This is a genomic window from Clavibacter sp. VKM Ac-2873 (assembly GCF_015351075.1).
Lineage (GTDB): Bacteria > Actinomycetota > Actinomycetes > Actinomycetales > Microbacteriaceae > Clavibacter.
In genome coordinates, this window is the sequence record NZ_JADKRS010000001.1 from 603647 (window position 1) to 616744 (window position 13098).

Annotated in this window: 15 protein-coding genes and 1 tRNA gene; 3 read left to right on the forward strand and 13 right to left on the reverse strand. The window is 73.7% G+C overall.

Features of this window, described 5'->3' with window-relative positions; genetic code table 11:
* Nucleotides 1-48: 48 nt before the first annotated feature.
* A complete protein-coding gene (gene prfB / locus ITJ44_RS02780) occupies nt 49-1152 on the reverse strand; it encodes a peptide chain release factor 2 (protein ID WP_086520513.1) in 1104 nt (367 codons plus the stop codon).
* Nucleotides 1153-1227: 75 nt separating this feature from the next.
* On the opposite strand from prfB, the gene ITJ44_RS02785 reads away from it, so the two are divergent.
* A complete protein-coding gene (locus ITJ44_RS02785) occupies nt 1228-2535 on the forward strand; it encodes an MFS transporter (RefSeq protein ID WP_194633239.1) in 1308 nt (435 codons plus the stop codon).
* A gap of 70 nt (nt 2536-2605) precedes the next feature.
* On the opposite strand, the gene ITJ44_RS02790 is transcribed toward ITJ44_RS02785, so the two are convergent.
* From ITJ44_RS02790 to xylB, 8 genes are all read right to left on the reverse strand, one after another.
* The gene (locus ITJ44_RS02790; RefSeq protein ID WP_194633240.1) at nt 2606-3142 is read right to left on the reverse strand and encodes a pilus assembly protein TadG-related protein; all 537 of its coding nucleotides are present in this window, start codon (nt 3140-3142) and stop codon (nt 2606-2608) included.
* A complete protein-coding gene (locus tag ITJ44_RS02795) occupies nt 3139-3594 on the reverse strand; it encodes a hypothetical protein (RefSeq protein WP_194633241.1) in 456 nt (151 codons plus the stop codon). Before ITJ44_RS02795 ends, ITJ44_RS02790 begins: the two co-directional genes overlap by 4 nt.
* A complete protein-coding gene (locus tag ITJ44_RS02800) occupies nt 3569-3949 on the reverse strand; it encodes a TadE/TadG family type IV pilus assembly protein (protein WP_194633242.1) in 381 nt (126 codons plus the stop codon). The genes ITJ44_RS02795 and ITJ44_RS02800 overlap by 26 nt, the downstream gene beginning before the upstream one ends.
* Nucleotides 3949-4143 carry a hypothetical protein gene (locus tag ITJ44_RS02805; protein WP_194633243.1) on the reverse strand — a complete coding sequence of 65 codons (195 nt, stop codon included), beginning with the start codon at nt 4141-4143 and terminating at the stop codon, nt 3949-3951. The genes ITJ44_RS02800 and ITJ44_RS02805 overlap by 1 nt, the downstream gene beginning before the upstream one ends.
* Before the next feature lie 50 nt (nt 4144-4193).
* Nucleotides 4194-5144 (reverse strand): type II secretion system F family protein, encoded by a 951-nt coding sequence (locus tag ITJ44_RS16100; protein WP_194633244.1) that lies wholly within the window; start codon nt 5142-5144, stop codon nt 4194-4196.
* Entirely contained in the window at nt 5141-6004 is an 864-nt protein-coding gene (locus ITJ44_RS02815) for a type II secretion system F family protein (RefSeq protein WP_194633245.1), read from the reverse strand. The genes ITJ44_RS16100 and ITJ44_RS02815 overlap by 4 nt, the downstream gene beginning before the upstream one ends.
* Nucleotides 6001-7236, reverse strand: a complete 1236-nt coding sequence (locus ITJ44_RS02820) for an ATPase, T2SS/T4P/T4SS family (RefSeq protein WP_194633246.1) — start codon at nt 7234-7236, stop codon at nt 6001-6003. Before ITJ44_RS02820 ends, ITJ44_RS02815 begins: the two co-directional genes overlap by 4 nt.
* 69 nt (nt 7237-7305) lie before the next feature.
* Complete coding sequence (xylB, locus tag ITJ44_RS02825) at nt 7306-8739, reverse strand: xylulokinase (protein WP_194633247.1); 1434 nt, start codon at nt 8737-8739, stop codon at nt 7306-7308.
* Nucleotides 8740-8771: 32 nt separating this feature from the next.
* Here xylB and ITJ44_RS02830 point away from each other — a divergent pair.
* Both ITJ44_RS02830 and ITJ44_RS02835 read left to right on the forward strand, forming a co-directional pair.
* Nucleotides 8772-8856: transfer RNA gene (locus ITJ44_RS02830), tRNA-Leu, on the forward strand.
* A gap of 140 nt (nt 8857-8996) precedes the next feature.
* Complete coding sequence (locus ITJ44_RS02835) at nt 8997-9725, forward strand: VTT domain-containing protein (RefSeq protein WP_194633248.1); 729 nt, start codon at nt 8997-8999, stop codon at nt 9723-9725.
* Between the two features lie 70 nt (nt 9726-9795).
* On the opposite strand, the gene ITJ44_RS02840 is transcribed toward ITJ44_RS02835, so the two are convergent.
* From ITJ44_RS02840 to murI, 4 genes are all read right to left on the reverse strand, one after another.
* The gene (locus ITJ44_RS02840) at nt 9796-10713 is read right to left on the reverse strand and encodes a cation diffusion facilitator family transporter (protein ID WP_194633249.1); all 918 of its coding nucleotides are present in this window, start codon (nt 10711-10713) and stop codon (nt 9796-9798) included.
* A 90-nt stretch (nt 10714-10803) separates the two neighbouring features.
* Nucleotides 10804-11412 (reverse strand): non-canonical purine NTP pyrophosphatase, encoded by a 609-nt coding sequence (locus tag ITJ44_RS02845; protein ID WP_194633250.1) that lies wholly within the window; start codon nt 11410-11412, stop codon nt 10804-10806.
* Between the two features lie 11 nt (nt 11413-11423).
* Nucleotides 11424-12161: a ribonuclease PH gene (gene rph, locus ITJ44_RS02850; protein ID WP_194633251.1), complete on the reverse strand. Its 738-nt coding sequence runs from the start codon at nt 12159-12161 to the stop codon at nt 11424-11426.
* A gap of 8 nt (nt 12162-12169) precedes the next feature.
* Nucleotides 12170-13054, reverse strand: a complete 885-nt coding sequence (gene murI, locus ITJ44_RS02855) for a glutamate racemase (RefSeq protein ID WP_194633252.1) — start codon at nt 13052-13054, stop codon at nt 12170-12172.
* Nucleotides 13055-13098: the final 44 nt, after the last annotated feature.

A 13098-nucleotide genomic window follows, 5' to 3' on the forward strand; every position in this document is an offset into this window, starting at 1 on the left:
GCCTTTCGCCGCATCGACTCACCGCGGCGGGCGGTCCTCCGGACTCTCTCAGGCGCGGTCGGGCGACTTGCGCCAGCGGATCCCCGCGGAGATGAAGCCGTCGAGGTCGCCGTCGAACACGTTGGACGGGTTGTTGACCTCGTGCTCGGTGCGGAGGTCCTTGACCATCTGGTACGGCGCGAGCACGTAGCTGCGCATCTGGTCGCCCCAGCTCGCCGTGATGTTGCCCGCGAGCTCCTTCTTGGTGGCCGCCTCCTGCTCGCGCTGCACGAGGAGCAGGCGCGACTGGAGCACCCGGAGGGCGGCGGCGCGGTTCTGGATCTGGCTCTTCTCGTTCTGGCAGGTGACGACGATGCCGGTGGGCAGGTGGGTGATGCGCACCGCGGAGTCGGTCGTGTTGACGGACTGGCCGCCGGGGCCGGACGAGCGGAAGACGTCGACCCGCATGTCGTTCTCGGGGATCTCGATCGACTCGGTCTGCTCGATGAGCGGCACCACCTCGACGGCCGCGAAGGACGTCTGGCGCTTCCCGGCGGAGTTGAACGGGCTCATGCGCACCAGGCGGTGCGTGCCGGCCTCGACGGAGAGCGTGCCGAACGCGTAGGGCGCGTCGATCTCGAAGGTCGCCGACTTGATGCCCGCCTCCTCCGCGTAGGAGGTGTCGAGCACGGTGGCGGAGTAGTCGTGCTGCTCGGCCCAGCGCAGGTACATGCGCATGAGCATCTCGGCGAAGTCGGCCGCGTCGACGCCGCCGGCGCCCGCGCGGATGGTGACGACCGCGGGCCGCGGGTCGAACTCGCCGTTGAGGAGCGTCTGCACCTCGAGCTCGTCCATGATCTTGGTGATGCCGGCCAGCTCGACGACCGCCTCCTCGGCGGACTCCTCGTCGTCCTTCGCCATCTCGACGAGCACGTCGAGGTCGTCGAGCCGGCGCTGCAGCTCGTCGATGCGCTTGAGGTCGGCCTGCCGGTGGCTCAGGTCGCTCGTGACCTTCTGGGCCTTCTCCGTGTCGTCCCAGAGGTCCGGCTCGCCCGCCTGGGCGCTCAGCTCCTCGACCTCCTGCTGCAGGCGCTCGACGCCGATCACCGAGCGGATGTTGGAGTAGGTGTCGCGCAATTCTGTGATCCGCGAAGAGAAGTCCTGGTCGATCATGGTGCCGCCCAGCCTACCGTCCGGGTCGCGGGCGACGTCCGGGGCGGGGCCCTGCCGCGCGTAGGCTCGGGGGCGATGTCGACCCCCGATGCCCCCTTCTCCCTCCGCGCGGTGGCGCTCCCGGCGCTCCTGCCCGCGCTCCTGTTCTCCATCGGCGAGGGGGCGATCATCCCCATCATCCCGATCGTGGCCGGCAGCCTCGGCGCCACCCTCGGGATCGCCGCGTTCATCGGCGGCATGATCATGCTCGGCGAGCTCGTGGGCGACATCCCGAGCGGCTCCGTGGTGAGCCGCATCGGCGAGCGGACCGCCATGATCGGCGCGGCCTTCGTCTCCATCGGCGGCCTGGCGCTGTGCCTCGTCGCGCCGAACCCGCTCGTGCTCGGCGTGGGCGTCTTCCTCATCGGCGTCTCGACCGCGGTCTTCGCGCTCGCCCGGCACGCGTTCATGACGAGCTTCGTGCCGCAGGCGTTCCGTGCCCGCGCGCTGTCGACGCTCGGCGGCACCTTCCGCGCCGGGTACTTCGTGGGGCCGTTCCTGGCCGCCGGCGTGATCCACCTGACGGGCGCCTCGCAGTCGGCGTTCGTGATCCACATCGTCGCGTGCCTCGCGGCCGCCGTGACGCTGCTCGTGCTGCCGGACCCGATGGACGTCGTGCGCCGCAACCGCGCGGCCGACCTGCAGAGCGCCGCCCCCGCGACATCCGGCGAGCCGCAGGACGACGAGTCCGTGGCCGCGACCGCGGGTTCCGCTCCCCCGGTCCGCGAGTCCGCGAACCTCGCGCAGACGCTGTGGCGGTTCAAGGGCGTGCTCGTGAAGCTCGGCTCCGGCGCGGCCCTCATCGGGGCGATGCGCGCGGGCCGCGGCGTGCTCCTCCCCCTGTGGGCGGTGAGCATCGGCATCTCGGACGCGAACACGGCCCTGCTGATCGGCATCGCGGGTGGTGTGGACTTCGCCCTCTTCTACGCGAGCGGCCAGATCATGGACCGCTTCGGCCGCCTCTGGAGCGCCGTGCCGTCGATGGTGGGGCTCGGCATCGGCTACCTCGTGCTCGCCTTCACGCCCGACCTGCCGACGAACGTGCAGTGGTTCATCGGCGTGGCCATGTTCATGTCGGTCGCGAACGGCGTGGGCTCGGGGATCCTCATGACCCTCGGCGCCGACCTCGCCCCGCGCGAGGACCCGGCCCCCTTCCTCGGCGCCTGGCGCTTCACGGGCGATGCCGGCAGCGCGGCGTCCCCGCTCCTCATCGCCGCGCTCACGTCCGCCGCGTCGCTCGCCGTCGCCAGCGGCGTGATGGGCGTGCTCGGGCTCATCGGCGCGGGCATCCTCGTGCGGTACGTGCCGCGGTACGTGCCGCGGAAGCCGCGGCCGACCGCCTGACGCTCGACGGCTCCCGCGCTGTCCGGGCCCTCGACGCCGAGCGCCCGAGGCCGCTCGGCCGATCCGCCGCTCAGCCGCCTCCCGCGGGTCCGACCTGCGCCGCGCCCGGCCCCACCAGCACGCTCCGGGCCGTGCTCGTGACGTCGATGCGCACGCCGTCGGGCGCGAACAGGGACGCCACCGGCGGGATCCACGTGGCGGACAGGGTGACGCGCGCGCTGCGTCCGTCCGGGGTCGTGGCGGCGTCGACGTGGAGGTCGCGGATGCCCGCCGTCGGCTCGTCGGCGAGGAACGCCGTGACCGTCGAGGCGACGCCGTCGTCCGTGAGGGCCGGGAGCGCGACCCCGTCGTCGTCGACCGCGACCGCCGTCGGGCCGTTCCCGTCGACGTCGAAGGACTCGGCGCCCGCCAGCGCCGCCGCGTCGGCCAGCGAGAAGAGCCGGACGCGCTCGAGGTAGAGCGAGGACGCGGCCGAGACCATGAGGATCACCGCGAGGCCCAGCGCGCACGAGGCGATCACGAGCGGCAGGATCGAGCCGTCGTCCCCGGCGTCGACGCCCGCGATCGCCGTCGGGCCGCGACGATGCCGCGACCGGCCGGCGATCACCGTCCGCCTCGCGCGAAGACCGAGACGCGCTCGTCCGCGTCGCCGTGCACCGCGACCGATCCGGGGGCGTCCGGCCCGGCGACGGGTGGCGCGAGGGGGAGCTCGGCCGCGACGCGGACGGAGACGTGGACGAGCGACCGCGGCGCGTGGCAGCGGACCGGATCCGGCGTGCACGTGATGTCGAGCGCGATCCCGTCGGGCGCGATCCCCTGGTCGGCGAGCGCGACCTCCACGGCCGACCGCGCCTCCCGCCGGCCGGACGCATCGTCCTCCGCGCGCACGTAGACGCGCGCAGCCTGGCGTGCCGCGCCCTCCGTGCCGAGCGCCGCCCCCTGGATCGCGGACAGGGCGAGGACGAGGTAGACGAGCGGGACGAGGAGGAGGACACCCGCCGTGATGAACTCCAGCGCCGCCGAGCCCCGGTCGTCAGCCCAGGCGCTCCACGGCCGCATGGCCCGTCACCTCCAACCCGCGATCGACGCCCAGGAGGCCAATGAGGGGCAGCGTCGTCCGCACGGTGACGCTGACGACCGCGTGGCCGAGCACGGTGCCCGTGCCCGCCGTCACGTCCTCCGCGTAGCGCGCCCCCACGGCCGTCGTGATCAGCTCGCGCGTCCGCTCGACGCCGTCCGCGCGGGTGGCCCCGGCGAGCGCGGCCGTGCGCGCCCCCTCCGCCGCGGCGTCGAGCACGGTCGTCCGCACGTGCAGCGCCAGCGCGAGCTGGACCACCGACAGGGCGAGGACGACGAGGAGGGCGCCGACCATGACGAACTCGGCGGGTGCCGAGCCGCGGTCGTCACGCCGCATCAGAACGACGTGACCCGGTCGATGGCCTGGGTGAACACGTTCTGCAGCAGGGGCCCCGCCACGCTCCAGAGGATGACGACGAGCCCGGCGGTCATCAGCGTGATGAGCACCCAGCCGGGCACGTCGCCGCGGTCGTCCTCCCACGCGGTGGCGGGTCGGGCGTCGGCGCCCTGGGCGCCTCGTTCGTCGGTCATGTCGTGCCTCTCGGTCGGTGTCGGATTCGTGATGGGTCGTCGGCGCCCGCCTACAGCCCGAGCTGCAGGACGACGACGCCGGGGAACAGGGCGAAGACGATGGTGAGCGGCAGGATGAGGAACACCAGCGGCACGAGCATCCCCACCTCCTTGCGGCCGGCGCTCTCGAGGAGCTCGCGCTTGGCGATCTCGCGGGCGTCCTGGGCCTGCGCGCGGAGGACCTCCGCCAGCGGGGTGCCGCGCTCCAAGGATCCGGCGAGCTGGTCGACGAGGCGGGACACGGCGGGCATCGCGAGGCGCCGGCCGAGGTCGTCGAAGGCGCGGGTGACGGGGATCCCCGTGCCGACGTCGGCGACCACGCGCCCCAACTCCCCCGCGAGCTCCCCCGAGCCGACGCGCGCCACGCGACGCAGGGCGTCGAGCAGGCCCTCCCCCGCGGCCAGGCTGAGAGCCAGGAACTCCAGCACGGTGGGCAGCTCCGCCTGGATGCGCGCGACCCGACGCGTGGCGCGCCGCTCGAGAGAGGTGTCGCAGGCGACGAGCCCGGCGATGCCAGCGACCACGGGCACGGCGACGAGCTGCGTCTGCGGCAGCCCTCCCGCCACGACCGCGGCGCCGCCCACCACGGCGGCGATCATGATGCCGGCCGCGGTGCCGAGGACGAGGCCGACGAGCTGTCGCGACCGATGCCGCTCGACGTCCTCGGTCGAGCCGGACTGGCCGAGCAGCCGCTCGATCCGCTCGGTGCCCCCGAGCACGCGCGCCAGTCCGCGCCGCAGCGGGACCACGGCGGGCGCTCCGAGCGTGCCGAGCACGGGCAGCGGGTGGACGGTCGTAAGGGCCAGGTGCCGACGTGCGCCCTCCGACACGTCGAGCACGTGCGGGGCCACGCGGTCCAGCAGGCGGGCGCGGCGGAAGCGGGGAACCGCGCCCATCATCGTCCAGAGCCCCACGCCCGCGACGAGCCCGAGGACGGCACCCCAGGACTCGACCGCCGTCACGCGAACCACCTCCGGTCCTCCGGCAGCCGCCCGAGGGCGAGCATCAGCCGGTACGCGACGGCGGACACGACGAGCCCGACGACGATCACGATGGTGCCCGTCGGGGTGTCGTACGCGGAGACGGCCTCCGATCGGGTGGAGAGCAGCGCCAGGATGATCCACGGGGCCGCGACGCCGAGCTTGGCCGCGTTGACGACCCAGGACTGCCGGGCCTCGGCCTCGCTGCGGATCGCCGCCTCCTCCCGGAGGAACCGGGCCAACCCCCGGAGCACGTCGGGCAGTTGCGTGCCGCCCACCTCGCGTGCCATCCGCAGCGTCTCCAGGATGCGGTCGGCCGTCGGATCCGCCAGCTGCTCCTTCAGCTCGTCGAGCGCCACGGCGAAGCTGCCCGTCGTGCGGTGCACCGAGGCGAACTCCCGGAAGGCGGGCCGGAGGACCGCGGGACCCGCGACGGCGAGCGACGCCACCGCGTCCGGCAGCCCCATGCCCGCGCGGACCGCGCTCACGAGGTGGTCGACGACGTCGGGCCACACCTCCCGATGGGCCCGACGGCGGGAGGCGGAGCGCGCCCCGACGATCGCCCACGGGAGCAGCAGACCCGTGGCCGCCGCGGCGAGCGCGGCGCCGTCCACGCGGAGGAGCGCCTCCACCAGGATCCCCGCCGCGAGCCCGACCAGCCCGGACACGGCGAGGAACGAGCTGACGGAGACCCGGCTGAGGCCGGCGTGCGTGAGCCGGTCGTGGACCGATGCGGTCAGCCCACGTCGTCGGACCGGTCCGTCGGCCGAGCTCGGCCACAGGCGCGGCGAGATCAGGAGCAGGAGGCCCGCACCGAGCACGAGCCCGAGGGCGACGCTCACGGCGCCCCCACCAGGACGCGGAGCGGATCGAGCCCCGCCGCCCGGAACTTCGCCAGGTGCGCCGGCTGTCCGCCGGTGGCCGTGAGCACCCCGTCCTCCAGCGTGAACACGGAGCTGGCCTCGATGACCATGCCCGCGTGCCGACCGCCGGGGGCGAGGATCTCGACCACCCGGCGGGCACCGGACGGCAGCACCTCCAGGTGCACGACGAGGTCGACCGAGGTCGCGACGGTCGGCACGACGAACGCGGAGTCGATGTTGCGGCCGGCCAGCAGCGGCAGGGTGCACAGCTTCACCAGCGCCTCCCGCGCGCTGTTGGCGTGGATGGAGCACATGCCCGGCACGCCCGAGTTGAGCGCGATGAGGAGGTCGAGGCACTCCGCCTCGCGCACCTCGCCGACCACGAGCCGGTCCGGCCGCATCCGGAGCGCCTCCTTGATGAGGCGCCGCAGCGTGATCTCGCCCGAGCCCTCGAGGCTCGGCTGGCGGCACTGCATGGCCACGACGTCACGACCCGCGGGATCGAGCTCGAAGGTCTCCTCGACCGTGACGATGCGATCCGAGGCGCGCGCCGCGGACAGGAGGGCGTCGATCATCGTCGTCTTGCCCGTGTGCGTCGCGCCGCTGACCACGATGGAGAGGCCGGCCCGGACGCTCATGCGCAGGAACTCCGCGGCCTGCAGCGGCAGGCTGCCGAGGGCGACGAGGTGGTCGAGGTCGCGGATGCGCCGGGAGAACTTGCGGATGTTGACCGCCCAGTGCCGTCGCGTCACGTCGGGGATCACCACGTGCAGCCGGGATCCGTCCGGCAGCGACGCGTCCACGAACGGCGTCGACAGGTCCACCCGCCTGCCGGACGACTGCAGCATCCGCTCGACGAGATCGCGGACCTCGGCGTCCGTGAGGACCAGCGGGGTCAGCTCGGGGACGCCCGATCGCGCGACGAACACGCGGGTGGGCGCGTTGATCCAGATCTCCTCGATCGAGTCGTCGTCGAGGAGGGGCTGCAGGGCGCCGAAGCCCGTGATGCGCGCGAGCACCTGCCGCTCGGTGGCGGCCTCGTCGTCGAGGAGCCGGGAGTCGGATCCGAGCGCCTGCTCCGCGAACCGCCGCACCTCCTCGCGCACGACCGCGGCTGTTCCCGCGGGATCCGCCACCGACCCGTCGTCCCGCAGTCGCTCGCGCACGCGTCCGGCGATGGTGTCGAGGGGGGTCCGCGTCTGCACCCGCACAGGATGCTGATCAGGGGGTCTCCCCGCCGAGCCCGTCCACAGGGCGACGAGGCAGCACCGACCGGCGCGTCAGTACCCCAGCTCCGCCTTCGCCGCCGCGTACGCCGCGCGCACTGCGGGCACGCCCGGCGCGTCGAAGACCTCGTCGCCCGCGAGGGGCCACTCGGGGACGCTGCCCGTGAGGATCCACGCGGCCTGCTTCGCGGCGCCGTCGGCGACGAACTCGCCCGCGTCCGGCACGTGGATCGGCACGCCGAAGACGGTCGGCGCGATCTCGCGGACGGCGCGGCTCTTCGCCCCGCCGCCGATGAGGAGCACGCGCTCCACCTCGACGCCCTGGCGCGTGATCGCGTCGAGGCCGTCGGCCAGGCCGCACAGCATGCCCTCGACGTGCGCGCGGGCCATGGTCGCGGGCGTCGAGTTGCGGAGGGTCATGCCGTGCAGGGATGCGGTCGCGTCGGGCAGGTTCGGGGTCCGCTCGCCCTCGAAGTAGGGCAGGAGCACGAGGCCGTCCGATCCCGCGGGCGCCTCGAGCGCGAGGTCGGACAGCCGCGCGTGGTCGACGCCGAGGAGGCGCGCGCCGCCGTCGAGCACGCGGGCGGCGTTGAGGGTCGCGATGAGCGGGAGGAAGTTGCCCGTGGCGTCCGCGAAGCCGGCGACCGTGCCGGACGCGTCGGTGATGGGATCCGCCGTGACGGCGAACACCGTGCCGGACGTGCCGATGGAGACGACCACGTCGCCCGGGACCGCGCCGAGGCCGAGCGCGGCGGCCGCGTTGTCGCCCGCGCCGGGGCCGACGGGGATGCCTGCCGGGACGCCGGGGATCCCGTCGCCCGTGACGCCGGCGGACTCGCCGGGGCCGAGTACCCGCGGCAGGCCCACGACGCGGCCGAGCGCGCGCTCCAGCAGATCGAGGCGGTACTCCCCCGTGACGCTCGACCAGTACGCGGTGCCGCTCGCGTCGGAGCGGTCGGTGGCGAGGGCGGCGAGGTCCGCGGATCCGACGCCGTGGCCGAGGAGGCGCCAGGTCAGCCAGTCGTGCGGGAGCGCGACGGCGCCGACGCGGGCGGCGTTCTCGGGCTCGGTGTCGCGCAGCCAGCGGAGCTTGGTGGCGGTGAAGGAGGCGACCGGGACGACGCCCAGGGCGCTCGCCCACGCCTCGGCGCCGAGCTCGTCGCGGAGGTCGGCGGCGGCTTGAGCGGACCGCGTGTCGTTCCAGAGGAGCGCGTCGCGGACCACGGCGCCCGACTCGTCGAGGCAGACCATCCCGTGCTGCTGGCCGCCGATCGAGATCGCGGCGACGTCGTCGAGGCCGCCCGCGTCGGCGATGGCGGCGAGGAGCGCGTCCCACCAGTGCGCGGGATCCACCTCCGAGCCGTCGGGGTGGGACGCGCGGCCCGAGCGCACCAGGGCGCCCGTCTCGAGGTCGCGGACGACCACCTTGCAGCTCTGCGTGGAGGAGTCGATGCCTGCTACCAGTGTCTTCGTTGTCACGATCAACATATTAGGGGGCGTCCTAAGCTGGTCGGGCACCCGCGGGAGTGGTGGAATCGGTAGACACGCAGGATTTAGGTTCCTGTGCTTTCGAGCGTGAGGGTTCAAGTCCCTTCTCCCGCACCACCGGCCTCGGCCCCTGATCGGCGCCGCGCCCCTCGACCGGGGGTGTCCCGGACTCGGCGCGCACGCGGCCGCTCCCGATATCCTGGGCTCTGCCAGGTCGCTCCGCTCACGTCGCGACCCACCACGACTGGAGCCACCACGTGCATCCCCTGCTCATCGACTTCCTCGATTCGACGACCCTCATCGAGTCGTTCGGGGGATTCGCCCTCATCGGGATCTGCCTCATCATCTTCGCCGAGACCGGCCTGCTCTTCGGGTTCCTCTTCCCCGGCGACACGCTCCTCGTCATCGCGGGGCTGACCCTCCCCGGGATCACCGGCATCGACATCTGGTGGGTCTGCCTCGCGGTCGCCTTCGCCGCCTTCGCCGGCGGCGAGGTCGGCTACCTCATCGGCCACAAGGCGGGACCGCGGGTCTTCGAGCGCAAGGACTCCGGCATCTTCAGCCGGCAGAACGTCGTGCGCACCAACGCGTTCTTCGCGCGCTTCGGCGGGCTCGCCGTCATCGCGGCGCGCTTCGTGCCCATCGTCCGCACGTTCGCGCCCATCGCGGCCGGCGTCGGCCACATGGACTACCGCAAGTACTCCCTCTACAACGCGATCGGCGCCCTCATCTGGGGCGCGGGCCTCACCTTCCTGGGCCACCTGCTCAACGGCTTCCCGCCCATCCGCGACTTCGTCACGCACTACATCGACTACGTGCTCCTGGGGGCCGTGTTCATCACCGTGGTGCCGGCAGCCATCCACTTCCTCCGCGCGCGCAAGCACGCGCACGACGAGGAGGCGGCCGGCGTCGCGCCCGAGGGCGAGGACCTCGCGCTGACCCCCGAGGAGTTCGACCAGGACCCCTCGAACGACCCGCGCCGCTGAGTCGCCCGGCCGCGGGCGCTGATCCGCGGATCCCGGCGCGACCGGCGCCGCGCGGCGTCGCGCCGCCCGATCAGACGTGGTGGCGGTGCTCGTGCCCGGCGTGCTCCTCGGGCTCCAGCTGGAAGGTGCTGTGCTCGACGTCGAAGTGGTCGTCGAGGCAGCTGGACAGCCGGTCGAGCAGCTCGCCGGTGCGTCCCTCCCGGAACACCTCCTGCTCCACGACGACGTGGGCGGTGAAGACGGGCGACCCCGACGTGATGGCCCAGACGTGCACGTCGTGCACCGCGGTGACGCCGGGCGTCTCCAGGAGATGCGCGCGGATCCGCTCGGGCTCGGTGCCCACGGGGGTGGACTCGTTCAGCACGCGCACCACGTCGCGGAGCAGCACGACCGCCCGCGGGACGATGAGCGCCGCGATGACGAGCGAGGCGATGGCGTCCGCGCGCCCGAAGCCGGTGACCGCGATCACGACGCCCGCGACGATGGTGGCGACGGACCCGAAGGCGTCGCCGAGCACCTCGAGGTAGGCGCCGCGCATGTTGATCGAGCGCCCCGCTCCCCCGCGGAGCACCAGGAGCGCCGCGATGTTCGCGACCAGGCCGATGCCGGCGGCGAGGAGCATGACGCGGGGATCCACCTCGGGGCCCTCCGGCGCGAGGAGCCGCTGGATCCCCTGCACGGCCACGTAGACGGCCACGCCCGCGAGGATCAGCCCGTTCACCAGCGCGCCGAGCACCTCGCCGCGCTGGAAGCCGAAGGTGTGCCGGTCGGTGGCGGGGCGCGCGGCCACGATGGTGGCGACCAGGGCGATGCCGAGGCCGAGCAGATCGCTCGTCATGTGGCCCGCGTCCGCCAGGAGCGCGAGCGACCCGGAGACGAGCGCGCCGACGACCTCGACCACGAGGACCGTGGCGGTGATCGCGATGGCGGCGACGAGGCGACGACGGTCGGTCGTACCCGCGCCGTGGTCGTGCGATCCGGAGCCCATGCGTCCACCGTACGGGCCCGCCGTCATGCGGATCCAGCCGAGAGCGCAGTCGGGAACGACTCCCGCTCTCACGAGCGCGGGGAGGGCGCCTCAGCCCTCGCCGAGGAGCTCGCGCCGCACGACCGGCATGATGGCGTCGAAGGCGAGCGCGCGGTGGCTGACGCGGTTCTTCTCGTCGGCGCTGAGGGCCGCGGCGCTCGCGCCGCCGGTGGCCGGTCGGAAGATCGGGTCGTAGCCGAAGCCGCCCTCCCCCGCCACCTCCCGGAGCACGGATCCCTCCCAGACGCCGACCGCCGTGCGCTCGACGAGGCCGCCAGCGGTGGGGACGGCGAGGGCCGCGGCGCACGTGAAGCGCGCGCCGCGATGGGCGTCCGGCACGTCGCCCAGCTGCCAGAGCAGGAGCTCGAGGTTCTCGCGGCTGTCGCGCGCCGGGCCCGACCAACGCGCCGAGAAGATGCCGGGCGATCCGCCCAGGATGTCGACGCCGATCCCCGAGTCGTCCGCCAGGGCCGCGTGCCCCGTGTGCATCGCGGCCGCGCGCGCCTTGATGAGCGCGTTCTCCTCGAACGTCGCGCCGTCCTCGACGGGCTCCGGGCCGTCGTACGCGACGAGGTCGATCCCGTCGAGGCGCGCCCCGAGGATCCGGCGCAGCTCCTCGACCTTGTGGGCGTTGTGCGTGGCGAGGACGAGCGGGATCACGGCCGGTGCCCTCAGCGCCCGAGCGCCTGCGCCTGCAGCGCCGTGAGCGTCGTGCCGCCGCCGAGCGCCAGGTCGAGCAGGGCGTCGAGCTCGGCCCGGTCGAAGGGCGCGCCCTCCGCGGTGCCCTGGACCTCGACGAAGGATCCGCTGCCCGTCATCACGACGTTCATGTCGGTCTCGGCGCGCACGTCCTCGACGTAGGCGAGGTCGAGGAGCGGCGTGCCGTCGACGATGCCCACGGATACCGCGGCGACGCTGTCCTTCAGCGGGGTGGCGCGTTGCGCGATGAACTTGCGCTCGCGGCCCCACTCGAGCGCGTCGGCGAGGGCGACGTAGGCGCCCGTGATCGCGGCGGTGCGGGTGCCGCCGTCGGCCTGCAGCACGTCGCAGTCGATGACGATCGTGTTCTCCCCGAGCGCCTTCATGTCGACGACCGCGCGGAGGCTGCGGCCGATGAGGCGCGAGATCTCGTGCGTGCGGCCGCCCACCTTGCCCTTGACGGCCTCGCGGTCCATGCGCTCGTTCGTCGCGCGGGGCAGCATCGCGTACTCGGCCGTGACCCAGCCCTGGCCGCTGCCGGCCTTCCAGCGCGGCACGCGGTTCGTGAAGGAGGCGGTGCAGAGGACGCGGGTGCGCCCGAAGGAGATGAGGGCGGATCCCTCGGCCTGCTCGCTCCAGTTCCGCTCGATGGTGATCTCGCGCAGCTGGTCGGCGGAGCGGCCGTCGTGGCGGGGGGTGTCGTCGGTCATGTGCGGCCTCAGCTCGGGTCGGGGGTGGTCGGGGTGATCTCGGTGACGGGACGCGTCGCCGCGTCCGACCGGGGCGGTCGGGGAAGCTGGATGGCGCCGGTCTCGACGAGCTCGACGTGGGTGACGCCCGACCCGAGCATGCGGTGGGCGAGGACCTCGAAGTCGGATGCGCTGCCTCCGGTGGCCTCGTACCGGATCACGGGAGGCGCGTCGGAGCGCCGCTCGAGGCCCGCGGACACCAGCTCCCGGTAGACGTCCTTGGCGGTCTCGGTGTCGCTCGACACGAGCGTCACGTCGGGGCCCATGAGCAGCGAGATCGCGCCCTCGAGGAACGGGTAGTGCGTGCAGCCGAGCACGAGCGTGTCGATGCCCGCCGCGCGGAGCGGCGCCAGGTACCCCTCGGCGGCGGCCATCAGCTCGGGGCCCGACGTCTCGCCGCGCTCCACGAAGGCGACGAAGTCGGGAGCCTCCGCGGAGGTGAGCTGCAGGTGCGGCGCGGCGGCGAACGCGTCGTCGTAGGCGCGGCTCGTGACCGTGGCGTGCGTGGCGATGACGCCCACGCGGTGGTTGCGCGTGACGCTGACGGCGGTGCGCACGGCCGGCTGGATCACCTCGACCACCGGGATGTCGTAGCGCTCGCGGGCGTCCCGGAGCATGGCCGCCGACGCCGTGTTGCAGGCGATGACGAGCATCTTCACGCCGCGTTCGACGAGGTCGTCGAGCACCGCGAGCGCGTAGCGGCGGACCTCCGCGATCGGCTTGTCGCCGTAGGGCGTGTGCGCCGTGTCGCCGATGTAGATGATCGACTCGCGCGGCAGGAGGGTCGCGACCGCCCGGGCCACGGTGAGGCCGCCGACGCCGGAGTCGAAGATCCCGATCGGCGCGTCGCTCATCCCGCCAGCCTACCGGCGGGCCCGGACGCGCCCGCAGCCGGCCG

Coding starts and splice junctions, on each gene's coding strand:
- murI (WP_194633252.1), bottom strand. CDS start 13,054: ATGAGCGACGCGCCGATCGGGATCTTCGACTCCGGCGTCGGCGGCCTC.
- xylB (WP_194633247.1), bottom strand. CDS start 8,739: ATGTTGATCGTGACAACGAAGACACTGGTAGCAGGCATCGACTCCTCC.
- rph (WP_194633251.1), bottom strand. CDS start 12,161: ATGACCGACGACACCCCCCGCCACGACGGCCGCTCCGCCGACCAGCTG.
- prfB (WP_086520513.1), bottom strand. CDS start 1,152: ATGATCGACCAGGACTTCTCTTCGCGGATCACAGAATTGCGCGACACC.
- ITJ44_RS02805 (WP_194633243.1), bottom strand. CDS start 4,143: ATGACCGACGAACGAGGCGCCCAGGGCGCCGACGCCCGACCCGCCACC.
- ITJ44_RS02795 (WP_194633241.1), bottom strand. CDS start 3,594: ATGCGGCCGTGGAGCGCCTGGGCTGACGACCGGGGCTCGGCGGCGCTG.
- ITJ44_RS02800 (WP_194633242.1), bottom strand. CDS start 3,949: ATGCGGCGTGACGACCGCGGCTCGGCACCCGCCGAGTTCGTCATGGTC.
- ITJ44_RS02785 (WP_194633239.1), top strand. CDS start 1,228: ATGTCGACCCCCGATGCCCCCTTCTCCCTCCGCGCGGTGGCGCTCCCG.
- ITJ44_RS02840 (WP_194633249.1), bottom strand. CDS start 10,713: ATGGGCTCCGGATCGCACGACCACGGCGCGGGTACGACCGACCGTCGT.